Source organism: Staphylococcus sp. Z5-21 (assembly GCF_056529615.1).
Map to the genome: position 1 here is coordinate 20551 of NZ_CP096463.1, position 25596 is coordinate 46146.

Below are 25596 nucleotides of genomic sequence, written 5' to 3' on the forward strand. Positions count from 1 at the left end.
TTGGCTCATATTTGCGTTTTAAGAGCTTATGTATGTTTTTAGGTTAAAAACTATATGATTTATACCTAATTCTTTAAAATACCCCCTTAAAATTCAAAATAAGAACATTTGAATTTAAACAAACCTCCTGCCATCTCAGCAAGGGGCACTTGAAAACCGTTTGGAAATCATCAAGGGACGGGTAGTATTTTTTGAAAAAGCCACTCAAAAAATCTCCACTCAAGGCACGCATAAAATATCAGCGAATATACCAAAGGAGTGAACATATTGATTCCATATTATCTTTGGTTTAAAGAAAACATTTAAAATTCATGATTATATGCCAACCATTCGACTATTTTTTGAGTTTGTTAAAAGTTCCGAGGCTCAACGTCAATAAAGCAATTGGAATAAAGCACCTATGATTATTAAAAAAAATAAGTTATAATATATTCAAAAATATTTTTGAATGAGGTGTAATTATGATTCAGACTATTGTAACTGCTGCTATTCTTTATATTGTGACAGCATTAGACTTATTAGTGATTTTATTAATGTTCTTTGCTAGAGCAAAGACTAGGAAAGAATATCGAGATATTTATATTGGTCAATATGTAGGATCTGTGGCATTGATTGTCATAAGTTTATTCTTTGCCTTTGTCTTAAATTATGTTCCTGAAAAATGGATATTAGGATTATTAGGGTTAATACCGATTTATTTAGGAATTAAAGTGGCTATTTATGGTGATAGTGACGGAGAAGAGAGAGCTAAAAAAGAATTGAATGAAAAAGGATTGTCTAAACTAGTTGGTACGATTGCAATTATTACGATAGCAAGTTGTGGCGCTGATAATATTGGTGTATTTGTTCCCTATTTTGTGACATTAAGTGTTACTAATTTATTAATTACTTTGTTTGTCTTTTTAATTTTAATTTTCTTCTTGGTATTTACTGCACAAAAATTAGCTAATATTCCAGGAGTTGGAGAAATTGTTGAGAAATTTGGTCGTTGGATTATGGCTGTTATTTATATAGCTTTAGGTTTATTTATCATTATAGAAAATGACACTATTCAAACAATTTTAGGATTTATATTTTAATTTAGGGTGTGATTTTATATGAGCTATAAAAATGCTTGTGATGTGATCTGTGTACATGAGGATAAAGTTAACAATGCCTTAAGTTTTTTAGAAGATGATAAATCTAAGAAATTACTTAACATTTTAGAAAAGATTTGTGATGAGAAGAAATTGAAAATTATATTATCTTTGATTAAAGAAGATGAGTTGTGTGTTTGTGATATTTCTTTGATATTGAAAATGAGTGTTGCTTCAACTTCACATCATTTAAGACTTTTATATAAAAATGATGTGCTTGATTTTTATAAAAAGGGAAAGATGGTATATTATTTTATTAAAGACGATGAAATAAGAGAGTTTTTCTCTAAAAATCAGGAGGGTTTTTGAAACGAGTGAAACGAGTTTCTTCTTGTCTTGATACTATAAAATAAGCAAAGATATAACATAAAATGACTTATCGGAAGTATATATGCTTACATGTTTACAGATGATATAATTATAGAGTCGCCTATCTCTCAGGCGTCAAGTTGACGTAGAGAGGAGGTGTAATTATGCTTGATAACTTTGTTCACATCACGACCACGGCAGCGAGTGGTTGTATCGTAGCGTTATTTGCGCATTGGCTACGCAATCGCAACGATAAGAAAAAATAGGCGACCTTTAGCCAACACCTAAAAAATCCCCTCACTACTTCCGATAGTGAGGGGATTGGTGTATTATGCTTAATAACTTTGTTAAGTGCATTATAACATCATAATTGGTAGGAATGCAAAGTGATTAAATTAGCAGAAGAGTATACTATATTAAAAAAATCCAAAATTGGAGGTAGGTAAGCTGTGAGTACATATGAAGAAGAAAGAATAACAATAGGTGTTAAATTATAGTGACCAGCAATATGCGATTATAAAAAGTGTATTAGGTGAAAATGCTTATAATAGGCTCATTGAAGATATAGAAGGAGTAGTCAAAGATAAAACAAATAGCATTTCTATAAAAATTCCGGATGGCGGCGATTTCTTATTTATAAATACTGATTCTATAGCTTTTATAAATATTGATAAACAATAATTTAAAATAAAAAAGTTAACGATAACGGTCATTATGTAAATTAAGAAGGGAAATTAAAATGAAGAATAATTTTAGTAAACATATCATACTAGATAAATTAAATTTTAATAGAATGCATAAAAATATAGAAGATATAAATTCTATATTTAGCAAGAAAATATCCGAAGCAATAAAAGATATAAATTCTAAATACAGTAAGAAAATATCTGAATCAATAGAAGTTTTAGCTAAAAGTATACCTAACTTAGATGAATTTAAAGATGCTTTAGATAGTTTTATTGATAATACAACTACAGTAAATTCAATTTTTATTAACTATGATTATCCGCCAATAGATTATGTAGATATAAATGAAGTTATTAATTATGTTGAAATGAATTCAAATCATCAGGAGGTAACTAAAGAAAATATTAATTTGATAATGACAAGGTATTTTGATGAAATTCATTTTAATCATTTAAAAAGCCAAGTAACCACTTACAAACTACCTCAAGAAGATATTACTATATTAAAAGAGATTTTAGATGGATATAAGCATGAATATTATTATCTTATAATACCTGCATTATTAGCAAGATTAGAAGGTATGATATTCAATTCAGTGAATTATAAAGGAAGAACTAATTATCGACTCTTTAATATTGTAATTGAGGAAACGATAAACAAGTACAAATCTAAGCATGATTATTATGTTGATGCTGATTACGTCAAAATCAAAGAATATTATAAATTTAAATTAAAACGAAATTTTGAATTTGGTGAAAAAAGGATGAATGAAATTAATAGACATTCTATTATGCATGGTTATGATAATCAGTATGGAACAAAACAAAATGCAGTAATATTATTGCTACATTTCGAGTATCTTTATCATTGTTTAGGAGAATTAAATGAAAATGATAAACAAGATATTCGTAATAAAATGTTGAAATAGTAAACTAATTCAATATTTTACATGATTAGGGTACACCCTAATCATACAATGCGATTGGTTGAATTTGTCGCATGTCACTTTACTTTGTATACGGGAATTACTTTACTTAATAAATGATAAGAGCACCTGTTCTCAAGAAAGCTCTACTCATAGAGTTTTCTTGACACTTCAAATTTTTTAAAGATTATCTATTTTGTTATCTATATTTTGAATATAATTTTTATATTCTGTTATTTTGCTCTCTAAAGCTTTTTTATGTTCATGTAATATTTGTTTTAAAGAGTAATCATTTATGATTATGACACTGTCTTCTATATGTTTCTTTATTGCCTTAATACTTACTCCAAGACCTCTCATACATACTATTAAATTAATTAATTCAAAATCTTTCTCGCTATATACTCTATTGTTAGTTTCATCTCTTTCTATTCCCTCAATTAATTTAATTTTTTCATAATAACGCAGTTTACTTTTACTAATGTTTAGCTTTTTTGACAAATCATCTATAGTTAATTTATCCATTCGAGACCTTTTCCTTTCCTTAAAGTATGGTTTAAGTAATATATTAAAGTTATAAAAGAAATTACACTTTTTTGAATCAAATGGTTGTAATTCAAATGATAAAGGAGGACTAAAATGAAAGCTGTTGTTTTAAATAAACCAGGTGGTGTGGAAGAATTAAACTTAAAGAATGTTGAAAAACCTATACCACAAGATAACGAGGTACTTGTGAAAGTAAAAGCAGCTGCAGTTAATAGAACTGATATAGTAAGCAGAGAAGGGACTATGGAAGACTTAACTGGAAAAATTTTAGGCGTTGAAGTTTCAGGAATAGTTGAAGATATAGGTGGAAATGTGGACGTCCCTATAGGAAAAAAAGTGATGGGTTTAGTAAACCGGGGAGGTTACGGTGAGTATGTCATTATGCATAAGTCTTTTGTTATGGATATGCCAGATAACCTGACTTTTGAAGAAGCAGCTGCAATTCCAGAAGTTTTTTTAACAGCTTATCAAACATTATTTTGGCTTGCTGGTGTTAAAGATAATGAGAAACTGCTCATACATGCTGGTGCGAGTGGCGTAGGAACAGCTGCTATTCAACTTATTAAGAACCTAAGAACAAATGTAGAAGTCTTTGTTACAGCTGGTTCTGATGAAAAGTTAAAATTAACTCAATCTTTAGGTGCTAACCATTTAATTAATTATAAAAAACAAAACTTCCAAGATGGAATCAGTAATCTAACGCAAAATGAAGGTGTTAATGTAATTTTAGATTTTATAGGAGCACCTTATTGGCAACAAAACATTAATAGTTTATCTGTAGATGGTAGACTCGTTTTAATTGGAATATTGGGTGGAACAATTATTAAAGAATTTGATTTACAAACATTACTTCAAAAGAGAATTCAAGTTACAGGTACGCTTCTAACACCAAGAAGCAATGAATACAAATCAAGATTAAAAGATGATTTCTTAAACGACTCCAAAATATTATTCGAACAAAAAAAGATAAAACCTATTGTTGATAGTGTATTTACTATAGAAAATATAAAAGAAGCACACACTTATATGGAAGAAAATAAAAATAGCGGAAAAATAATATTAACCTTTTAAACATGTAGTACCAAAATGAGTCTTACTCAACAGATGATAATAATTGATAAATATTTAACTAACAAAATATTAAAAAGAGAGTTAAATATACTTTTAATATTCTTTCGTATTTAATCTCTTTATTTAAGTTGTTTTCCCTTCCCTTAAAGCATAGTTTAAATATTAAAATAAAAATATCAAAGGAATTAAAAATTTTTGATTAATAAAAAAGAAAGAAGGAATTAAAATGGCACAAGATGTAAATGAACTAAGTAAAAATCCTACCCCAGATCAAGCAGAAGAAAATGCTTTTTTCCCTTCGCCTTATTCACTTAGTCAATATACGGCACCTAAAACAAATTTTGACGGCGTAAAACATAAAAACGCTTATACTGAAGGTAAATGGAAAGTATTAATGATTGCAGCTGAAGAACGTTACGTATTACTAGAAAATGGTAAAATGTTCTCTACAGGAAACCATCCAGTAGAAATGCTATTACCATTACATCATTTAATGGAAGCTGGTTTTGATGTTGATATAGCGACAATTTCAGGCTATCCAGTGAAATTAGAGTTGTGGGCTATGCCTAACGAAGACGAAGCCGTATTACAAACTTATGAAAAATTAAAAGCTAAACTCAAACAGCCTAAAGTTTTGTCTGATGTTATAAAAAATGATTTAGGTTCTAATTCAGATTATTTATCTGTTTTTATACCAGGCGGTCACGGAGCTGTAGTAGGTATTTCAGAAAGTAAAGAGGTTCAAAAAACGTTGGATTGGGCTTTAGAATACGATAAATTTATTATTACTCTATGTCATGGACCAGCAGCTTTATTATCTGCTTCTATGGGTAGAAAAGAGTCTCCATTTAAAGGTTATTCAGTGTGTGTATTTCCTGATGCTTTAGATGAAGGTGCAAACTTAGATATTGGCTATTTACCGGGTAAATTAAAATGGCTTGTGGCTGACCTTTTAAGTAAGCAAGGTCTTAAAGTTGTAAATAAGGAAATGACAGGAAAAACCCATCAAGACCGTAATTTATTAACTGGTGATAGTCCTTTAGCATCTAATGAATTAGGATTACTTGCTGCAGATGCTTTGGTAAATGCTGTTAATAAATAATAAAGATGCCTGTTTTAATCTCACAATACCGGAAGTAAAATGAAAAACTTCTTTGTAGGTAGATGTTTTTATATGAAAGAGTGTCCAGAAAATAACCATTTTCTGTACACTCTCTTTTTATGTCGAAATAAGTGTCACTTTCCGTCTTATATTGCAGTGATTTTACTTAATAAATTGCAAAAGAATATATTTAATTATCCAAAATAAAAAACTGTGAATTATATAATTCACAGTTTTTTTAGTATTGGTTAATAACCATATCTCTATAGCCTTCTTCCTTTATTATTCGAATCTGATTATTACTCCATTCATGCTCTAGTCCCCATACTTTCGATCGTTTGAAAATCAACAAATTGCAAAAAATCACCAACATTAGAATACATATTCCTTTGCAAAATCTCATAATATCTCCCCTTAAAAACCACTCTTTCTATGGCATATTTTAATAATTTTTAACTGGCTTTTTAGCCAATAATGCACAAACTAAACCAATTATGGGGAAAAGAATCATCATATAAATAGTTAATGAATATGATTGGAAAATATCATGACCTAGGCCTAATGGTAATGGGCCTAAAGAGGAACCAATCACTAGCATAGTTGATCCAATTCCATTTATACTCCCTACATGCTTACGTCCAAAGTAGTTAGCCCAAACAATATTGGTTCCGATTCTCTCTAGACCGTTCGCAATTCCCCATATGATTCCAAATAGAATAGCTAAAGAATAAGTTAATACGTTATTTAGTAGTAAAAGAAGACCTATCTCTATTATAAAAATAGTTAGTAGAATGTAATTCGTTTTAATTTTATCTGTAATAATACCTGAAACAAAAGACATTGGTATGCCGACTATTGCCATTAAGCTTAAAACTATAGCTGCAGATGACGCATTTAAGCCGTTATCGTTAAATATTGAAACGATATGAAAGGTTATTCCTGTGTTAACCATTGAAGGAATACCAACGCATACTAATAACATCCAAAATGTGTTCGTTTTTGTAGCTTCTTTTAAAGTCCAACTTTCTTCTAATATAGTGTTGTTTTCTTGCCTGTTTTTACTCGTTTCAGCCTTTTTACCATCGGGTAATAATTTAAGCTCTTCTGGTTTATTATAGGTAAATAACCATACTATAGGGATGAACAAAAGTAATATTAAAATGCCCCAAAACTGCCATGCAAAACGCCAGCCCCATTGTGAGATTAACCACACATTAATGATAGGGAATATCATGGCGCTTACAAAGCTGCCTAATGTCATCATGCTAAAAGCTAAACCTCTTTTTTGTATAAACCATTGGGGAACGAGCGTGTTCGGTATTAATGTCATACTACCTTGACCAAAAAGTCTTATTAAAAAGAAACCAATAAAAAGCATTAAAGTATTAGATATCATACTGTTTAAAAAACACGATAGAGCCAATAAACTTCCTGCTAACAAAATCATTTTCTTTTGTCCAAATTTATCAATAAAGCGTCCTACAATAATCATCGTAAAACCAGCGATTAAAGTAGCTAAAGCATATATTGAGGAAACTTCTGTACGGCTCCATCCAAATGTTTGAATATATTCATCAATAAATGCTGCGTTTGAATAAGTTTGGCCAGGGCCAGAGAAGAAAACAGTCAAACCAGCAATAAATACAATAACCCAACCATAATAGAAATTTTTGGTTTTCATCTAATATTCACCTCTAAAATAAAACTCAATCCGTGAAAGGATTGAGTTAGACAGACTATTTTACAATAACAACGGGAATTTCTGAACGCTTTGCTACTTTGTGACTGACGCTACCTAACACCATTTCTTGCAAACTATTTAATCCACGTGTTCCCAAAACAATAGCTTGAAATTCTCCACTATTGGCAACTGAAACAACTGTGTCCGCAGGAACACCATGTGCAATTTTCATTTCATATTTTACATTATGCTCTACAAATAACTCAGTGATATGAGAGAGTTTGTCTTCTCTTTCATTCGTCAAACTGGAACTTTGTTTACCATGTAAAACATCTGTTTTCGACTCCTCAACATCTACAACTGTAAGAATAGTAACAATCGTATTATCATCTATAAAATTTAAAACTTCTTTTGCTGAACGCAAACTATTCTCTGATCCATCTGCTGCTAATAAAATTGATTTATACATAAATAACGCTCCTTTAGTTTAAATGATTTTCATTTAGTTGGCTTAACTCTGAAACAATTTTACGACTATCTGAATTTAATTTTTCTACACGAACAATATTATTTTTTTCTTCGAATTTTCGTACTATCGTGTCAATTGCATCTACTGCAGAATCATCCCATAAGTGTGCATTATTGAAGTTTAATTCTATGGTACTATTTTCAATCTCAAAGTTTATTTGCTCCATCATAGAATCAATAGAAACAAAAAAGATTTGTCCTTTAAAAGATAATCGGTTTATTTTACCGAACTCTTCAGAAATAACTTCTACTTTTGAAATTTTAGTAGCAAAGAATAAAGCACTGAAAACAACTCCTGCAACAACACCTATAGCTAAGTTATGAGTCATTAAAACGATAATCACCGTAATGAGCATAACAACTGCATCTGTTTTTGGTGCTTTTTTAATATATTTAAAAGAATTCCAATCAAATGTACCAACAGAAACCATAACCATAATACCTGCTAAAATTGGCATTGGAACCTGCACTACGAGTCCTCCAAGTACAATAATCATAAATATAAGTACGATACCGGCTGTAAATGTAGACAATCTACTGTTTGCTCCTGATTTAACATTGATGACCGATTGACCAATCATGGCACAACCACCCATACCACCAAATAAACCGGTGATCATGTTAGCGATACCTTGACCACGTGACTCTCTATTTTTACTACTATAAGTATCTGTAGCGTCATCTACAATTTTAGCTGTAAGTAAGCTTTCTACTAAACCTACAATAGCCATAGATAAAGAGTAAGGGAAAATAATTTGAAGTGTTTCTAAATTAAAGGGCACATTAGGGATTAAAAAGTGAGGTAAAGCTTGTTTAATACTCCCTAAATCTCCGACAGTTCTCACGTCAGAACCTGTATACATATAAAGGGCAGTCAACACGATAATAGCTATTAATGGTGCAGGTATAGCTTTAAAAAATCTTGGAATTATATATACAATGAGTAACGTGATAATTACATATATATATGTTGAAATTGATATTCCAAAGATATGTTCTATTTGAGACATAAAAATCATTATTCCTAGGGCATTTACAAACCCAATCATGACGGAATGAGGTATAAATTTCATTAGACGACCAACTTTAAGTAGTCCTAAAATTAATTGGATTAACCCCATTAGTATAGTAGCAGCTAGAAGATACTCTACACCATAATCTTTCACAAGTGGAACAATTAATAAGGCAATAGCCCCTGTTGCACCTGATATCATTGCTGGTCTGCCACCTACAATAGCAGTAACGACAGCAATAATGAACGAAGCATATAAACCAACCATTGGATCTACACCTGCAATAATTGAAAATGCAATAGCTTCAGGGATTAAAGCTAAAGCAACTACAATACCGGCAAGTATATTTTTTCCTGGCTGGTTAAGCCATTCATTTTTTAATTTTTCAACCATAACTTACTCTCCTTTTTATTTAATTATATTGTAAAGTATAACAGAAAAGTTTCATATGTATACCCATTAATGAAACTTTATGTTACACTTCACCTACAGGGTGGTGCAATTAAATGAAATACGGTTATATTAGACCCGTTACAATAAATGACGATCTAAATGAACAAAAAAAGAAAATAGAAACTCATACAAATGAAATTGTTGAAGAAATTCATGCTAATAATAAGAAGAGGAATAAATTAGACGTTCTTTTAAGCAAAAAACTAGTCCCAGGTGATATGTTATACATTACGGATTTATGTATACTTGCAGATTCTACAAAACATTTAGTAGATATATTAGATTATCTTACGCAGGAGGATATATCTTTATATGTAATTAATTTAAATCGATATATTTATAAAGATATCAAAGGTGAATTTATAGAAATATTACACGATATCACAGACTTCCAAAGTGACATTGTCAAATTTAGAACTCGTTTAGGTTTAGAAAATTATGCAAAAGAAGGAAAAAACTTAGGAAGACCCAAAAGAAACGATAAAAATCTTAGTGATGCTATTGAAATGTATATGAGCAAAAAATACACTTTAGATGAGATAAAAGAACAGACAAATATAAGTAGGGCAACTTTGTATCGTCATCTAGATAAATAAGAGGTGATGAACGTTGTTACAAGATGTAGTCTATAAAGTATTGTTATCGATTCGAGAAGAAAATAGCGTAGATTTTAAAACGTTGGATGTGAGTGAAAAAACTTTTTTATTAGCACTTGAGAGCGTAGCAAGGCAAGATTTAGCACAAAATATAGAATTGTTTTATAATAAATGTTTTCCGATATGTGGGACAACAAGATACGCAGAATTAACAGAAAAAGGGCACAAAAAAATTTCTGAATTTCAAATAGAGTATAAGTATTCCTAAAATACTTATACTCTATTTGAAATTCACATTTTTAATAACTATACATAAAAGGCTTTTTGTTTTATGAAATTAATGTTCTGTTCTTTCCCTTTTGATTCTATAAATTGTTTGACGTGTAATACCCACGTCTTTAGCTATCTTACTAATAGATTCTCCTTTATCTAGTAGCTCAATAACACGATGGTAAACAATTCTCTTGTGAGGATTTTTAGCATTTGGTGAATAAAGTATAGGTCTTCCTTTATATACCCCTTTTTCTTTTGCTACTTTAATACCTTGGGCTTGTCGACGTTTATTTTCATTTCTTTCTTGCTCTGAAATCATTGCTAAAATTTGAATAATTAAATCCTTCATGAACTTATCTAATAATGGGTTCCCAATTGCTTCATTCATCATGGGCAAGCTTGTAATCATTAATTGGACTTCTTTTTCTTTTAAATAGTTAACCGTTTGAATAATCTCATCATAATTTCTACCTAATCGGTCGATGGATTCTACAACTAAACGATCTCCCATGCGTACAAAACTTAATACTTCTTGAAAAACAGGTCTATTTTCAATCGATTTGCCCGATTGTTTTTCTGTGAATATTCTTTCAGCACCAAATGCTTCTAAATTTTCAATTTGCCTATCTAAGTTTTGATCTATGGTCGAAACTCTTGCATATCCGACTATCATTTTAAGCACCCTTTCTCACACACCCTAATCATACAATTAAAAGATTGATTATACAACACTTGTCACTTCACTTGATATATGAGAATATTTTTATCTAATAAATGAGAAAGACAACGTACATTTTTAAATAGTACGTTGTCTTTCTGTTATCGAATTCCTATAACTAAACTATCTCTCGCTGTTTCTACAACTTCAGTACTGATTTTATCTAAGCCATTTATATCCATAATTCTATCTATTTGTGCAAATAAGCGATGAATAAGTCTAAAATTCCCCTTAGTAATTTTAATAATGGTTGTTATGGCTTCATAGTCAGTGAAGTCTTCAAGTTTTAAATCAACTCCTAGATCTTGCCACTTATACTCTAATATATGATGTGTTTCATCCTTGCTTAAATTATCGAATTCATGTGCAAAACCTATACGAGAATATAGTTGAGGATAACGAGATAGTTTTTTCTCAATACCTGGCATACCAATGAATACCATTGCTAGGTCACGTTCATCATAGATAAATCTTAATTGCTCTAAATGTTGCACTTTAAGTCTATCAATTTCATCTATTATAATGAGTTCAATGTCTTGGAATGCATCACTAAAATTTTCACTATATTCATGCTCGTATTTATTTAAAACATGTAATTTTTGACCCAAATCAATACTTCCATTAATACTGTGTAAGTCACTACTCAATCTTGTTTGCTTTTCTGCTGGTGCAGTATAAAATATTTTGTCTACAGATAATATATCGTCCGTTGTTTTATTAGCTAAATCTTTCCAGCCCCTATGGTTAACCTGGTTTTCAATAATATCCCAATTGGTATAATATCGTGAAGATAATGTTTTACCCACACCTGGTTGACCATAACATATACCAATATACTGATATTTAATACAAGCATCACAAAATTCAGCAAAGCGTTTATACTCTTTCGTTTCAATGAAATTTTGATTTTTAGTCATTACGATACCTCTTTAATTTTTTGACGTTTTTAGTCGTTTCTTGAGGTGAATAACCATAATTCTTTTCTTCCTTTATTAAATCAGTGGTACTTGGGCTAACAATGTTTTGTTTTAAGTGTTTTCTTCTCTGACTACGTGCGTGTTGTATATCTTTTATATCAATTGAATAATCAGCTAAATCAGGAGATATAGCAGTACAAAGAAACTCATCTCTATAAAAAACGCGTATTTCAGCCATATCATTAGGATTGTAACGAATCAGTACATACTCACCTACATAAGCAGCTAGATTCGTATTACTGTATCTAAAGCCTTGAAAATGAATGCCATCTGAATGAATTTTCCTGGATTTAGGTATTTCTAATAATAATAAATCAAGTTGTTCTAAACTGCTTGGCATATTAGGGAAAAAATGATTACTGTTCCAACGATTGATAGGAGTACTCTGGATAGCACTGTGTTCTTTTTGATTATAATCTTCAATTAAAAAGTATCGTAATTTTTCTTCGAAATTTTGAAAATCAATTAAATAACTAAGTGTATCGTTATTATTTATATATCCAGGAAGTTGTTCTAAGAAGATTTGATTAACAGTTTGAAAGAATCGTTCTATTTTCCCACGACCTCTTGGTACTCCAACTTTTGAAAACATTAAATTAATTTTCAAATCAACAGCGACTTGTTCCATATGGTGTGAAGTAAAATCACTTCCATGGTCAGTATAAAATTTTTCAGGAATACCACATATCGGCCAGCTTGTATTACTCTTACTCCAAATGGCTTGATGTAGTGTTAGTGCTGTATTTTTGGAATTGGGGCTATCGAAAGTTAAAAAATAGCCTGCAATTGCACGACTATAATCATCCATAATAATGGTTAACCAGGGTCTATTGATATTACCTTTTTGATCTAATATATAGATATCTAGCAAAGTATGGTCAGCTTGCCATATTTCATTTGGCCTTGATGATTCTCTTATTTGTATTAAGTCGTACTTATTTTGATAATATTTTTCGCCATGATGAGAAAAATCAACCACAGACTTAGGTATTGTTTTAATAACACTGTAAACTTGTTTATAATTTGGTGGATCAAAATTATTCTCTTTACAATAATTAGCGATTTTCCTATGAATTGTAGCAATACTATTTCTTTTATTTTTAAGTGCAAGGCGTTCAATTTCATCAATTATCTTTGGTTCTATTTTACGTGTCCCTTTATCGGTTCTTGTTGTATAAATTAGCCCCTTAAGCCCTTGTTCTTTATATAACTTATTCCACCCATAAAGTGTACTTAACGCAATGCCTGTATTTTTAGAAATACTTGATAAGGATTTGTTTCCTAAAATAAAAGGTTTAATAACATCGTACTTTTGTATAGCCTCTTTACGCTTGGTTTCAGAAAAATTAGTGAGGTATTTCTCCTTGTTTTTCATCTTCCTTTTCCTCCAATTTATTGAGGTAACGATAAATTGTTGTGCGTGAAACTTGCCATTGTTCTGCAATTGTCTTAATTGGTGTACCATTATCATAAAGTGTTTTGAGTAAATTCAAATCTTGATTACTTAATTTTTCAGGTCTTCCACCATAACGTCCTCTGGCACGAGCTGCAATTCGACCAGCCGAAGAACGTTCTAAAATTAAGTTACGTTCAAATTCTGCAAACGCTGCGAATAAATGAAATAATAATTGTCCTGTAGAACTTGATTTATCCATAGTTATATTTTCTTCTAAACTATGAAAACTCACGCCTCGTTCGTTAAGTTCATTAACTAATGTGATTAAATCTTCCATGTTACGTCCTAGTCTATCTAGTCTCCAAACAACAATCGTGTCTCCTGATCTCGCAAATTCAATTGCTTTATCTAAACCAGGCCTTTTACTTTTTGAACCACTAATATGGTCGCTAAATATCTTTTCACAACCATATGCGTTTAATCGATCCTCCTGTAAATTCAAATTTTGTAATCCAGTTGAAACTCTTGCATAACCTATTTTCAAAATACAACCCTCCTATATACATATCCAGTGTACCATAACTTAATTTCAAGGTCTTTTGTGAACATAGATTTTTTGTTGGGTTTTTGAACACGAAAATATATGTAATACTCACTTATTTCGACATAAAAAGAGAGTGTACAGAAAATGGTTATTTTCTGTACACTCTTAAATTATTTTAATGATTCTGGAAAATCTTGATAGCCTTCTCTAATATTTACGACATGTTCAAATCCTTTGTTTTCTAAGATACCCACGGCGATTGAACTTCTAACACCTGACTGACAATGTACGTATATTTTATCCTCTTTATTAAATGGAATATTTTCATTTAATAATTTACCATGCGGAATATTGACTGCTTGATCTAAGTGCCCATTATTCCACTCTTCTTCATTACGTACGTCAAGTATATATTCTTCTTTACCAGTCATATCAACGCTATGGATGGATTGGGTTAAAATTTCTGATTTTGGTAAACGATAACCTGCTACATTATCAAATCCAATTAATTGTAAAGTATGCGCTGCTTGTTCAACGGTAGATTTATCACCAATTAAATCTATACTATTTTCATAGTCTAAATACCAACCGATTTGGTTAATAAAGTTTTTGTTGTAAGGAATATTGATTGTCCCTTTAGTATGACCACCATGAAAGGCTTCTTTGCTACGAAGATCAAATGCTATTCTTTCATTGTTTAAACTAGGATAAACATTGTATGGTTGATATAACTCCATACCAAATTGGTTAATTTTTTTCATTTGTGTAAAATGATGTGGTGGTGCTGGTTGATTTGATGTTAATGTTTCAATGAATTTGGTTTCATCAGTTTCACTAAATGCCCAGTTATTTATTTTTTCATAACCTAGCGTAGACATTGGTACGGCGCCTAATGCTTTACCACAAGGACTTCCAGCACCGTGACCTGGCCAAATTTGAATATAATCTGGTAAATCTTTAACACTTTCTATAGATTGATACATTTGTTTCGCACTAACTTCTGTAGAACCTTCCATTTGAACTGATTTTTCTAGTAAATCAGGTCTACCGATATCACCAACAAAGACAAAATCGCCACTAAATAAGCCCATTGGAACGCTTGAGCCGCCACCTTCATCAGTGAGTAAGAAACTGATACTCTCAGGGGTATGACCAGGTGTATGCAATACTTCTAATTTAATGTTACCTACATGAATAATATCTTGATGTTTAACAAAATGTGTTTGTTCTGGCATATTACGATAACTTAATTCATCGTCACCTTCGCCAGATACATATACGTTTGCATTTAATTGTTCTGCCACATCTCTAATGCCTGAAGCAAAATCAGCGTGGATATGAGTTTCTGCAGCTTGTGTAATTGTAAAACCTTCGCTATCTGCAACTTCCATATATTTTGTTAAGTCACGTACAGGGTCAATTATTATTGCCTCTCCTGTGCGTTGACAGCCAACTAAATAAGATGCTTGAGATAAATTGTTATCGTAAAATTGTTTAAAAAACATATAAAGAACTCCTTATTTTAATAGATTTAATTAAATAAATAAATTATGACTCGCGTTTTCAGTATCACCTATATAAGTGCCTACACCGCCGTACTCAACTTCGTCTCTTAATTCTTCTTTCTTAATGCCCATGACATCCATGCTCATCGTACATGCGATTAATTTGATATCTTGGTCGATTGCTTGGTCGATAAGTGATGGTAATGAATCAACATTTTTCTTTTTCATTACGTAGCGCATCATGATATTACCTAAACCGAACATATTCATTTTAGAGAGTGGCATTTTCAAGGGTGTTTTTGGCAACATAAAATCAAACATTTTTGCGATACCTTTCTTTTTAACGTTAGCTGTTTGCGCTTTTTTCAACGCGTTAAGTCCCCAGAAAGTGAAAAAGATGGTTACATCTCTTCCTGCAGCTTTAGCACCATTCGCAATAATCATTGCTGCCACTGCTTTATCTAATTCTCCACTAAATAGTACAATTGTAGTGCCTTTAGACGTATGACTCACTTCTAAATCTTTGGGTTGTTCTTTTTGAATAATCGCTTTAATTTCATTGTCACCCCCATCAAGTTTTACTAATGTGTGTCCCGTTTGTTTCGCCCAGCTTTTAATATCACTTGCGAATCCTGGATCTGTGACTGTAACCTCAATTTGGTCACCTTCTTGAATATTTTTTACTTCTTTACTGATATTTACAATAGGGCCTGGACATTGAAGACCACTATAGTTTAATTGTTTACGCTCTGCTTTAATTTCTACATTTGTGTTTTCTTCTTTTGTATCATCGCTGACGTTTTTTTCTTCATAAGCTTTATAGCCGCCGTCTAAATTTACAACGTCATAACCTTGTTCAGCTAAATATTTACTAGCTTTAGCACTTCTGTTACCACTTTTACAGTGTACATAATAGGTTTTATTTTTGTCTTTATTGAACGACTCAATCTCATCTACAGGATGCAGTGTGGAACCATTGATGTGCCCCAATTCATATTCTTCTTGTGTTCTTACATCAATCAATTGACCTTGAGAAGTTAATTTTTCTAATTCTGATTTACTTAAATCATTAATATGTTTTTCATTATATTGTTTCATAATAACCTCCTGTTAAATACCTATAAGGGTATGTTAAAAGATATAACTCTTTTTGTCAAATACCCCTGCACGTATTTGACAAACTTGTTTTAATTTATTATTATGACTCTATTCAATTAAAAGTGGAGGAAATTACTATGAATTATGATAAAAACATGATCAATCGTATTAATAGAGTACAAGGGCAATTAAATGGCGTTGTAAAAATGATGGAAGAAGAAAAGCATTGTAAAGATGTGATTACGCAACTTAGTGCTTCAAAAAGTTCATTACAAAGATTAATGGGGATTATTATTAGCGAAAATTTAATTGAATGCGTCAATTCAGCTGATGACAACAATGAAGATTCACAAGAAATCATTAATGAAGCTGTTAACTTATTGGTGAAAAGTAAATAATGGATATTATAAATATTATCATTATGTTGCTCATCGGAGTGTTCGGAGGATTTATATCTGGTCTAGTAGGTATAGGTGGCGCTATTATTATTTACCCAGCCATTTTATTGTTACCGCCACTATTTGGGGCTCCTGCATATAGCGCGTATATCGCATCAGGACTTACTTCTAGCCAAGTCTTTTTCAGTACCTTAAGTGGCTCTTTGAAAGCAAGAAAAAAACCAGAATTCTCACCCCAGTTGGTCCTTTATATGGGAGGAGGTATGATTATAGGGAGCATGTTAGGGGCTTTGCTAGCAAATTTATTTGATGCTACATTTGTAAATATGGTGTATATTATCATTGCTTTACTTGCATTAATATTAATGTTTATTAACGTAAAACCTAGTTCAGACCAATCTTCCTTTAATAAGCCTTTATTGGTTATTGTGGGTCTTTTCGTTGGCATCATTTCGGGTATAGTTGGAGCAGGCGGCGCCTTTATTATTATTCCTATATTATTAGTTTTATTCAAATTACCAATGAATACGGTGGTTGCTAATAGTATAGTAATTGCTTTTATATCTTCAATTGGCGCCTTTATCATTAAACTTATACAAGGTTACATTCCTTTAGAAGATGCGTTATTTTTAATAATAGGGAGTATTATTTTCGCTCCGTTAGGTTTAAAATTAGGTAAAAAAGTCCCTAGTTTTGTACAAAAGTGGATCATCAGTATTTTAATTATTATTGCGATTATTCAAATTGTTTTATAAATAAGAAAGAGAAGTACAACTAATATTTGTACTTCTCTTTCTTATTTATAAAGTTAAAAAATTCTCATATAGCAAGTAAATTGACATGCTACATTCGTTTGTATGATTAGGGTGTATGAGAAAGGGTGTTAAAAATGATAGTTGGATATGCAAGAGTTTCTACCGTTGATCAAAATTTGGATAGACAAATTGAAAATTTGCAATCTTTTGGTGCTGAGAAAATCTTCACTGAAAAACAATCAGGGAAATCTATAGAAAATCGACCTGTATTTCAAGAAGTATTAAATTTTTTAAGAATGGGAGATCGTTTAATTATTGAGTCTATTGATAGACTAGGAAGAAATTACGATGAAATAATCCAAACAGTTAATTATTTAAAAGATAAAGAAGTTCAATTAATGATAACGAGTTTACCCATGATGAATGAAGTGATTGGTAATCCATTACTAGATAAGTTTATGAAAGATTTAATCATTCAAATATTGGCAATGATTTCAGAACAAGAAAGAAATGAAAGTAAACGTCGACAAGCTCAAGGTATTAAAGTAGTCAAAGAAAAAGGTATTTATAAAGGAAGACCTGTTCTGTATTCTCCCGATGCTAAAGACCCTCAAAAAAGACTTGTTTATTATCGTATTGTTGAACTACTGAATAAAGAAATGTCAATTAGTAAGATAGCTAAAAAAGTCGGTATAACAAGGCAAACTATATACAGAATTAAAAAAGAAAGAAAATATTAAGAGAAGTACATTTGATATTAAAATCCTGCGCAGTTTCTATGGAGTTCAGCAATTATCGGTTTATTTACTAAATAGAATGGGAATTAATTTAAGAGATTTAGATTTCATTGGAGGTGTATCAAATGACTGATAAACAATATTACAATCTGGTTCAAACGCTACATGAATGTATGGAAGCGTGTAATCATTGTTACGATGCCTGTTTGAAGGAAAAAGACATGACAATGATGGCAGAGTGCATCCGTCTGGATCGTGAATGCGCAGACATCTGTGCATTTTTAGAACAATCGCTAACAAGAAATTCACCATTTGCTTCTGATTTGGCGACAATATGCGCCAAAGTATGCGGAGCATGTGGTAATGAATGTCAGAAGCATAACCATGACCATTGTCAAAATTGTGCAGAGACGTGCTTTAAATGTGTAGAAGCTTGTAAAGAAATCGCGTAAACAAAACCAAATAATATAAGGAGTGGCACATTGGAGATAAAGCCCCCATGTGCCACGTTTTTATTTCTTGCAACTAAAGAAACGAATATAAAATAAGTATGTGCCTGGAAACACAGCAATTTAACCCAGCAATATGAATATACCTCTTGGACGTCGGTTTACCACAGTCATAATGATAATCAGGATATCAAGTATAAAACCAGCGCCTTTGCCTAGTTTGCTCTCAACTTCAATATTCCCCCATGCAATGCCACAATTTCTTTGGCGATGGACAAACCAAGACTAAAGTTTCTATTTAAATGGCTATCAAATTTTCTGAACGCTGAAAAATAAAAAATACTAAATAATATATACGTCCAGGGGGTATATGTTATACTCACATTATCTTATTACTATCTCTAAAAATATAAAATTAGGAGGTTTTATTTTGCCGAATAATGAAAAACATCAAAATCATGAGAATCATAGCCATCAAGAACATGAGAATCACGCTAGTCATGGCGATCATGCACATCATCATGGGAATTTTAAAAGTAAATTCTTTATTTCTTTGATTTTTGCGATACCGATTATTATTTTATCACCCATGATGGGGGTTAAATTACCGTTTCAATTTTCATTTACAGGGTCAGATTGGATTGTATTAATTCTTGCTACTATTTTATTCTTTTATGGAGGAAAGCCATTTTTATCAGGGGCTAAAGATGAAATTTCAACTAAAAAACCTGGAATGATGACGCTTGTTGCTCTAGGTATTTCAGTTGCTTATATTTATAGTTTATACGCCTTTTATATGAATAATTTCAGTGGTTCATCCACACATACAATGGACTTTTTCTGGGAATTAGCGACTTTAATTTTAATCATGTTATTAGGTCATTGGATTGAAATGAACGCAGTAGGTAATGCAGGCAATGCACTGAAGAAAATGGCAGAACTTTTACCTAATACTGCAGTGAAACTGATTGATAATAATCAACGAGAAGAAGTTAAAATATCAGATATTTATATTGACGATATTGTGGAAGTCAGAGCAGGCGAAAGTATACCCACAGACGGAATCATTGTTCAAGGAGAAACATCAATTGATGAATCATTAGTTACTGGCGAATCAAAAAAAGTTCATAAAACTCATAATGATGATGTTATTGGGGGTTCAATTAATGGTTCAGGCACAGTACAAGTTAAAGTGACAGCTACGGGTGAAAACGGCTACCTATCTCAAGTTATGGGTCTTGTTAACCAAGCGCAAAACGATAAGTCAAAAGCTGAACTCCTCTCGGATAAAGTCGCAGGTTATTTGTTTTACTTTGCCGTAGGAATTGGGCTGATTTCATTTATTGTATGGATGCTTATTCAAAATAACGTTGATTTCGCACTCGAACGACTTGTAACCGTATTAGTTATTGCTTGTCCTCATGCATTGGGATTGGCAATACCTTTAGTTACAGCACGTTCTACTTCTATAGGCGCACATAATGGTTTAATCATAAAAAACAGAGAATCTGTAGAAATCGCACAACACATTGATTACATCATGATGGATAAAACTGGGACACTTACTGAAGGTAACTTTTCAGTGAATCACTATGAAAGTTTTACGAACGAGCTAAATAATGAAGAAATATTGAGTCTATTTACTTCATTAGAAAGTAACTCTAATCATCCACTTGCCACTGGTATTGTTGATTTTGCTAAAGGCAAAAATATTTCATATGCTACTCCTCAAGAAGTTAATAATATTCCAGGTGTAGGCTTAGAAGGCACAGTTGATAATAAAAAACTCAAAATAGTGAATGTTTCTTATCTCGATAAAAGCAATTTTGATTATAATAAAGAACAATTTACGAATCTCGCTCAACAAGGGAATTCTATTAGTTATCTAATTCATGACCGACAAGTTATTGGTATTATCGCACAAGGCGATAAAATTAAAGAAAGTTCAAAACAAATGGTTTCGGATTTATTATCGAGAAACATTACGCCAGTCATGCTTACAGGCGATAATAAAGAAGTGGCACAAACAGTGGCTGAAGAATTAGGTATTAGTGATGTCCACGCGCAATTGATGCCCGAAGATAAAGAAAGTATTATCCAAGATTATCAAAGCAATGGTAGCAAAATCATGATGGTTGGTGATGGTATCAATGATGCGCCAAGCCTTATTAGAGCAGATATTGGTATGGCAATTGGCGCAGGGACAGATGTAGCTGTTGAATCGGGGGATGTCATACTCGTTAAAAGTAATCCTTCTGATATTATCAATTTTTTGTCCCTTTCAAAAAATACGATGAAAAAAATGGTTCAAAATTTATGGTGGGGCGCAGGATATAACGTGATTGCAGTTCCTCTTGCAGCTGGTATATTAGCTTCTATTGGTTTAATATTATCACCTGCTGTGGGTGCAATACTTATGTCTTTAAGTACGATCATCGTAGCAATTAATGCATTTACATTAAAATTAAAATAAAAGAGGTAAATATAATGTATAAAAAAATGTTCACAATTTTAATTACGTTATTTTCTATAATGTTTATGGTTCCTAATGATACTTTTGCAGAAGGTAAGCACAACATGATGGACATGAAAGAAAATGATCAAAAGCGAAATGATATGATGGATATGAAAAGTCATGACGAAAGAAAAAATTTGAATTCTTCACAAGGAAAAAATGAAATAACATTTCCCAAAGTTTTAGATCCTAAAAAAGATAACAATGGTTATAAAAGTTATACATTAAAAGCGCAGAAAGGAAAGACAGAATTTTACAAAGGTAATTTCTCTAACACTTTAGGATACAATGGAAATTTACTTGGGCCAACTTTAAAATTAAAAAAAGGAGATAAGGTTAAAATTAAGTTAGTCAACAACTTAGATGAAAATACAACATTTCATTGGCATGGGTTAGAAATAGATGGAAAAGTGGATGGAGGCCCTTCTCAAGTTATAAAACCAGGAAAAGAAAAAACAATAAAATTTGAGGTTAAACAAGAGGCTGCTACATTATGGTATCATCCCCACCCCTCCCCAAATACAGCTAAACAAGTTTATAATGGTTTATCAGGGTTATTATATATAGAGGATGACAAAAAGAATAATTATCCTAGCAATTATGGGAAAAATGATTTGCCTATAATAATCCAAGATAAAACATTTGTATCTAAAAAATTAAATTATACAAAAACGAAAGATGAAGATGGTACTCAAGGTGATACAGTCCTTGTGAATGGGAAAGTAGATCCTAAATTAACAACAAAAGAAGGAAAAATACGTTTGAGACTTTTAAATGGCTCCAATGCTCGGGATTTAAATCTTAAGCTAAGTAATAATCAAAGTTTTGAATATATTGCTTCAGAAGGCGGCCATTTAGAAAAGACTAAAAAGTTAAAAGAAATTAATTTAGCTCCTTCAGCAAGAAAAGAAATAGTAATAGATTTATCTAAAATGAAAGAAGAAAAAGTCAATCTTGTTGATAATGATGAAACAGTAATTTTACCAATTATTAACAAAGAAAAAAGTACTAACAAAGACACTACTCCAAAAGTAGATAAAAAAATCAAATTAGAAGGTATGGACGATAATGTTACTATTAATGCCAAAAAATTCGATCCTAACAGAATAGATTTCACACAAAAGGTAAACCGGAAAGAAACTTGGGAAATTGAAAACGTCAAAGATAAAATGGGTGGTATGAAGCACCCGTTCCATATCCACGGAACGCAATTTAAAGTTTTATCAGTGGATGGGAAGAAACCTTCAGAAGATATGAGAGGCAAAAAAGACGTTATATCTCTGGAACCTGGACAAAAAGCCAAAATAGAAGTGGTTTTTAAAAATACTGGGACATACATGTTCCATTGTCACATACTTGAGCATGAAGATAATGGAATGATGGGACAAATAAAAGTAACAAAATAATTTATAAGGAGAATTCAATATGATGAAAAAATTGAGCTCAATTATAGTAGCTTCAGGATTAGTATTATCAGCTTGCTCAACGGGTAGTAAAGAAGAAAATAATGGTTCTAAAGATCAAAAAGAAGAAGAACACATGGAACATAAAAGTGAAAGCAAGGCTCCAGATGATATGAAGCGTACAGACGATAGTAAATTTAAAAAAGGGGATGAAGTTACTATTACAGCAGGACATATGCCCGGTATGAAAAATGCGGAAGCTACTGTAAAAGGTGCTTATGAGACTTATGCTTATGTCGTGAGTTACACACCTACAAATGGTGATGAAAAAGTTAATAATCACAAATGGGTCGTTAATGAGGAAGTTGCAGATGCCCCTGAAAATGGATTCAAGAAAGGTGATACAGTTAAATTAGAAGCTGACCATATGCCTGGTATGAAAGGTGCAGAAGCTCAAATTGATGATGTAGAAAAAACAACCGTTTATATGGTGGATTATAAATCAACAGAAAACGATGAGATGGTTAAAAATCATAAATGGATGACAACTGACGAACTAAAATCTCGTTAATGTCTATCATTTTAAAGCTTTAAAGTATTTAGTTAGTTATTCACAAATGCAATGAGAATCCCCTTTGTTAAATAGACAAGTAAACAAATAAAATTTATGGCCACTCTCATATCCACAATAATGAGAGTGGCCATTTGTTTAGAAAAATTAAATGATTTTAATGAAAATGAGGGGATCTTTTATAATTTATCAATGGAATTTCGAAAAATATAAAAAATGGAATAGTGAATGTATTGAGCTTTATCATTTATCAAGAAAAGTTATTCTAAATTAGCAGGTAAAGTCACATAAGAGGTTTTGCTTGGATATTTAAGTCTATAAACTTGTGTTATAATCTATGTATTATAAATATCAAAACTCATGAGTTTTTAGACGATGAGAGACGCATTTATTTGCATCGAGAACTAGATTTCATTAGTAAGTACCCATAAAAAGATTAAAATAGGTGGTATTCAAATGGCTAAAATTGGTTATGCACGTGTATCAACAAAAGATCAAAGTCTTGATGGACAGATTGATACACTTGAGGAATATGGTTGTGAACGTATCTTTAGCGAGAAAGCGAGTGGTCGTAAAACAAAAAGAACAGAACTTGATAAGTGCTTAGATTATTTACGAGAAGGAGACATTCTAGTTATCTATAAACTAGATCGTCTTGGACGTACAACGAAACAATTAATTGAGCTATCTCAATGGTTGGATGAAAACAGCATTGATTTACATATTATAGATATGAATGTATCAACGAAAGATGCGATGGGCAAGATGTTCTTTACCATGATGAGTGCATTCGCTGAACTTGAAGCTAACTTATTAAGTGAACGAACTAAAAAAGGTTTGGAAGCTGCAAGAGCAAGAGGGCGAAAAGGTGGAAGACCCTCACTACCAGATCATAAGAAAAGAGAAATCAAATTCTTATATGATGAGCAAAAACTTACTGGTGAAGAAATTGCTAAACAAACAGGAGTGAGTCGTTCTACTGTATATAGAATAATAAAAATGAAGTAGTAAAAACAAATAATCACAGGAAGAAAACTAATGAAAGGAGAATCTCTAATTTGAAGATTCTCCTTTCATTAGTTTTTATAACCTATATTATAATTTAACGAGAATTTTTGCTTGTGATTTATCGTTTACAAGTTGTTCAAATCCTGACTCTACAATATCATTTAACTCAATTTCATCAGTAACGACGTCTTTTACTTTTAAATTACCTTCGTTAATTAAGTCTATTGTTTGTTGAAATGTAGTAGGTGTATAAGCAATCGTCGAAGTAAGTTTTACACCTGTATTCGTTAATTGCATTGGATTCCATTCAATAGGATGGCCGAATATAGAAACTATAACAACAATACCTCTTGCTTTAGTAACATCTATTGCAGATTTAAGTGTTGGCGCTACACCAGCTACCTCAAATGCTACATCAACGCCATTATCAGTGTATTTACTAATAATATCACTTGGGTTTGATTCACCAGAATTTATCGTATGAGTAGCACCTACTGATTTAGCTTTATTAAGTCGTTCTTCCGATAAATCGAAAACAAATATTTTGCTAGCACCAGCTGCTTTGGCTGCTATAGTTGTTAATAAACCGATTGGCCCTGCACCAAAAATAGCAACAGTATCGCCAAATAGAACTTCGCCTTCTTTAATTGCTTGAACTGCAACAGCCGTCGGTTCTACAAGGGCGCCTTCTTTATCAGAAACATTATCTGGTAATTTATAAACATTCTCTTCTGGGGCGTTTGTAAATTCTGCAAATCCACCATCAGAACCTAAGCCTATAAATGAATAACCATCATAAAGATCAATATTTTCTTCTTTTTCACGATTTGAAACTGTAGGATTAATGACAACACGATCGCCTTTATTAAATTTTGTAACCTTAGAACCAATATCATCTACTACACCTGCAAATTCGTGGCCTAATGTAACGGGCGCTTTTTGGCCAAGGAACGGGTCAGGTTTGTCTGTTGAAATAAATATAGGGCCTTCTAAGTATTCATGTAAATCTGTACCACAAATGCCAGCCCAAGACACTTTAACTTTAACCTCATTATCTTGTAACTCTTTAGATTTTCGATCTTCAACTCGTACATCCTTTTGACCATACCAAACTGCTGCTTTCATTGATAAAACCTCCTTGTTTTAGTTAATTTAATAGTATGCCTTTTAAAAGTTACTTTCAAATAAACTAACCTTTTAAT

General features: G+C 31.6%; 28 protein-coding genes. 17 read left to right on the plus strand and 11 right to left on the minus strand.

The genetic code is table 11. The features are described 5' to 3' along the window. The first annotated feature begins 461 nt into the window (after nucleotides 1-461). The 5 genes from M1D64_RS13335 to M1D64_RS13355 all read left to right on the plus strand — a co-directional run bounded on the left by M1D64_RS13335 (nucleotide 462) and on the right by M1D64_RS13355 (nucleotide 3060). Nucleotides 462-1079: a CadD family cadmium resistance transporter gene (locus tag M1D64_RS13335; RefSeq protein WP_002467537.1), complete on the plus strand. Its 618-nt coding sequence runs from the start codon at nucleotides 462-464 to the stop codon at nucleotides 1077-1079. An 18-nt stretch (nucleotides 1080-1097) separates the two neighbouring features. Beyond that, complete coding sequence (locus tag M1D64_RS13340; RefSeq protein ID WP_210133947.1) at nucleotides 1098-1445, plus strand: ArsR/SmtB family transcription factor; 348 nt, start codon at nucleotides 1098-1100, stop codon at nucleotides 1443-1445. Nucleotides 1446-1609: 164 nt separating this feature from the next. Then, nucleotides 1610-1711 carry a type I toxin-antitoxin system Fst family toxin gene (locus tag M1D64_RS13345; RefSeq protein ID WP_002495781.1) on the plus strand — a complete coding sequence of 34 codons (102 nt, stop codon included), beginning with the start codon at nucleotides 1610-1612 and terminating at the stop codon, nucleotides 1709-1711. Nucleotides 1712-1928: 217 nt separating this feature from the next. Continuing rightward, the gene (locus M1D64_RS13350; protein WP_071561892.1) at nucleotides 1929-2126 is read left to right on the plus strand and encodes a hypothetical protein; all 198 of its coding nucleotides are present in this window, start codon (nucleotides 1929-1931) and stop codon (nucleotides 2124-2126) included. A 58-nt stretch (nucleotides 2127-2184) separates the two neighbouring features. Next, entirely contained in the window at nucleotides 2185-3060 is an 876-nt protein-coding gene (locus M1D64_RS13355) for a hypothetical protein (protein ID WP_071561893.1), read from the plus strand. Between the two features lie 177 nt (nucleotides 3061-3237). Here the strand turns inward: M1D64_RS13355 and M1D64_RS13360 are convergent, their stop codons facing one another. Further along, nucleotides 3238-3582, minus strand: a complete 345-nt coding sequence (locus M1D64_RS13360; RefSeq protein WP_069827822.1) for a MerR family transcriptional regulator — start codon at nucleotides 3580-3582, stop codon at nucleotides 3238-3240. Nucleotides 3583-3696: 114 nt separating this feature from the next. Between M1D64_RS13360 and M1D64_RS13365 the strand changes: the two genes are divergently transcribed. Both M1D64_RS13365 and hchA read left to right on the plus strand, forming a co-directional pair. Then, nucleotides 3697-4674, plus strand: a complete 978-nt coding sequence (locus tag M1D64_RS13365; RefSeq protein WP_069878137.1) for an NAD(P)H-quinone oxidoreductase — start codon at nucleotides 3697-3699, stop codon at nucleotides 4672-4674. Nucleotides 4675-4900: 226 nt separating this feature from the next. Beyond that, the gene (hchA, locus tag M1D64_RS13370) at nucleotides 4901-5776 is read left to right on the plus strand and encodes a glyoxalase III HchA (protein ID WP_002483605.1); all 876 of its coding nucleotides are present in this window, start codon (nucleotides 4901-4903) and stop codon (nucleotides 5774-5776) included. Between the two features lie 442 nt (nucleotides 5777-6218). Here the strand turns inward: hchA and M1D64_RS13375 are convergent, their stop codons facing one another. Genes M1D64_RS13375 through M1D64_RS13385 form a run of 3 tightly spaced genes read right to left on the minus strand, consistent with a single transcriptional unit; the run spans nucleotide 6219 to nucleotide 9391 of the window. Next, a complete protein-coding gene (locus M1D64_RS13375) occupies nucleotides 6219-7457 on the minus strand; it encodes an MFS transporter (protein WP_069827824.1) in 1239 nt (412 codons plus the stop codon). A 55-nt stretch (nucleotides 7458-7512) separates the two neighbouring features. Then, the gene (locus M1D64_RS13380) at nucleotides 7513-7926 is read right to left on the minus strand and encodes a universal stress protein (RefSeq protein ID WP_000278297.1); all 414 of its coding nucleotides are present in this window, start codon (nucleotides 7924-7926) and stop codon (nucleotides 7513-7515) included. Between the two features lie 13 nt (nucleotides 7927-7939). Beyond that, nucleotides 7940-9391 carry a SulP family inorganic anion transporter gene (locus tag M1D64_RS13385; RefSeq protein WP_046207529.1) on the minus strand — a complete coding sequence of 484 codons (1452 nt, stop codon included), beginning with the start codon at nucleotides 9389-9391 and terminating at the stop codon, nucleotides 7940-7942. A 113-nt stretch (nucleotides 9392-9504) separates the two neighbouring features. Here M1D64_RS13385 and M1D64_RS13390 point away from each other — a divergent pair, with 113 nt between their 5' ends. Then, nucleotides 9505-10047 carry a recombinase family protein gene (locus tag M1D64_RS13390; protein ID WP_046207530.1) on the plus strand — a complete coding sequence of 181 codons (543 nt, stop codon included), beginning with the start codon at nucleotides 9505-9507 and terminating at the stop codon, nucleotides 10045-10047. A 13-nt stretch (nucleotides 10048-10060) separates the two neighbouring features. Beyond that, nucleotides 10061-10315 carry a hypothetical protein gene (locus M1D64_RS13395; RefSeq protein ID WP_046207531.1) on the plus strand — a complete coding sequence of 85 codons (255 nt, stop codon included), beginning with the start codon at nucleotides 10061-10063 and terminating at the stop codon, nucleotides 10313-10315. Between the two features lie 69 nt (nucleotides 10316-10384). Here M1D64_RS13395 and M1D64_RS13400 read toward each other — a convergent pair whose 3' ends face one another. The 6 genes from M1D64_RS13400 to cstA all read right to left on the minus strand — a co-directional run bounded on the left by M1D64_RS13400 (nucleotide 10385) and on the right by cstA (nucleotide 16558). Further along, complete coding sequence (locus M1D64_RS13400; RefSeq protein WP_000635276.1) at nucleotides 10385-10993, minus strand: recombinase family protein; 609 nt, start codon at nucleotides 10991-10993, stop codon at nucleotides 10385-10387. 146 nt (nucleotides 10994-11139) lie between these two features. Next, nucleotides 11140-11955 (minus strand): AAA family ATPase, encoded by an 816-nt coding sequence (locus M1D64_RS13405; protein ID WP_040030688.1) that lies wholly within the window; start codon nucleotides 11953-11955, stop codon nucleotides 11140-11142. Next, nucleotides 11948-13390: a Mu transposase C-terminal domain-containing protein gene (locus M1D64_RS13410; protein WP_021459088.1), complete on the minus strand. Its 1443-nt coding sequence runs from the start codon at nucleotides 13388-13390 to the stop codon at nucleotides 11948-11950. The genes M1D64_RS13405 and M1D64_RS13410 overlap by 8 nt, the downstream gene beginning before the upstream one ends. Then, complete coding sequence (locus M1D64_RS13415) at nucleotides 13362-13955, minus strand: recombinase family protein (protein WP_021459089.1); 594 nt, start codon at nucleotides 13953-13955, stop codon at nucleotides 13362-13364. Before M1D64_RS13415 ends, M1D64_RS13410 begins: the two co-directional genes overlap by 29 nt. Nucleotides 13956-14125: 170 nt before the next feature. Next, nucleotides 14126-15460, minus strand: a complete 1335-nt coding sequence (gene cstB / locus M1D64_RS13420; protein WP_069827825.1) for a persulfide dioxygenase-sulfurtransferase CstB — start codon at nucleotides 15458-15460, stop codon at nucleotides 14126-14128. Nucleotides 15461-15490: 30 nt separating this feature from the next. Then, nucleotides 15491-16558: a persulfide response sulfurtransferase CstA gene (gene cstA, locus M1D64_RS13425; RefSeq protein WP_012816716.1), complete on the minus strand. Its 1068-nt coding sequence runs from the start codon at nucleotides 16556-16558 to the stop codon at nucleotides 15491-15493. Between the two features lie 137 nt (nucleotides 16559-16695). Here cstA and cstR point away from each other — a divergent pair, with 137 nt between their 5' ends. The 8 genes from cstR (at nucleotide 16696) to M1D64_RS13465 (ending at nucleotide 24394) form a co-directional block, all read left to right on the plus strand. After that, on the plus strand, nucleotides 16696-16956 hold the full coding sequence (gene cstR / locus M1D64_RS13430) for a persulfide-sensing transcriptional repressor CstR (RefSeq protein WP_031863946.1): 261 nt from the start codon (nucleotides 16696-16698) through the stop codon (nucleotides 16954-16956). Further along, nucleotides 16956-17711: a sulfite exporter TauE/SafE family protein gene (locus M1D64_RS13435; protein ID WP_031863945.1), complete on the plus strand. Its 756-nt coding sequence runs from the start codon at nucleotides 16956-16958 to the stop codon at nucleotides 17709-17711. Before cstR ends, M1D64_RS13435 begins: the two co-directional genes overlap by 1 nt. Before the next feature lie 134 nt (nucleotides 17712-17845). Continuing rightward, the gene (locus M1D64_RS13440; RefSeq protein WP_031917995.1) at nucleotides 17846-18451 is read left to right on the plus strand and encodes a recombinase family protein; all 606 of its coding nucleotides are present in this window, start codon (nucleotides 17846-17848) and stop codon (nucleotides 18449-18451) included. Between the two features lie 122 nt (nucleotides 18452-18573). Beyond that, nucleotides 18574-18900: a four-helix bundle copper-binding protein gene (locus M1D64_RS13445; protein ID WP_031917994.1), complete on the plus strand. Its 327-nt coding sequence runs from the start codon at nucleotides 18574-18576 to the stop codon at nucleotides 18898-18900. 427 nt (nucleotides 18901-19327) lie between these two features. Further along, entirely contained in the window at nucleotides 19328-21370 is a 2043-nt protein-coding gene (gene copB, locus M1D64_RS13450) for a copper-translocating P-type ATPase CopB (protein ID WP_069827826.1), read from the plus strand. Nucleotides 21371-21384: 14 nt separating this feature from the next. Next, nucleotides 21385-22818, plus strand: a complete 1434-nt coding sequence (gene mco / locus M1D64_RS13455; protein WP_480977572.1) for a multi-copper oxidase Mco — start codon at nucleotides 21385-21387, stop codon at nucleotides 22816-22818. 19 nt (nucleotides 22819-22837) lie between these two features. Continuing rightward, entirely contained in the window at nucleotides 22838-23386 is a 549-nt protein-coding gene (locus M1D64_RS13460; protein ID WP_069827827.1) for a YdhK family protein, read from the plus strand. A gap of 456 nt (nucleotides 23387-23842) precedes the next feature. Then, nucleotides 23843-24394: a recombinase family protein gene (locus M1D64_RS13465; RefSeq protein WP_069827828.1), complete on the plus strand. Its 552-nt coding sequence runs from the start codon at nucleotides 23843-23845 to the stop codon at nucleotides 24392-24394. An 87-nt stretch (nucleotides 24395-24481) separates the two neighbouring features. On the opposite strand, the gene M1D64_RS13470 is transcribed toward M1D64_RS13465, so the two are convergent. Continuing rightward, nucleotides 24482-25519, minus strand: coding sequence for a 2,3-butanediol dehydrogenase (locus M1D64_RS13470; protein WP_002508690.1), 1038 nt, complete (start codon nucleotides 25517-25519; stop codon nucleotides 24482-24484). Nucleotides 25520-25596 lie beyond the last annotated feature (77 nt).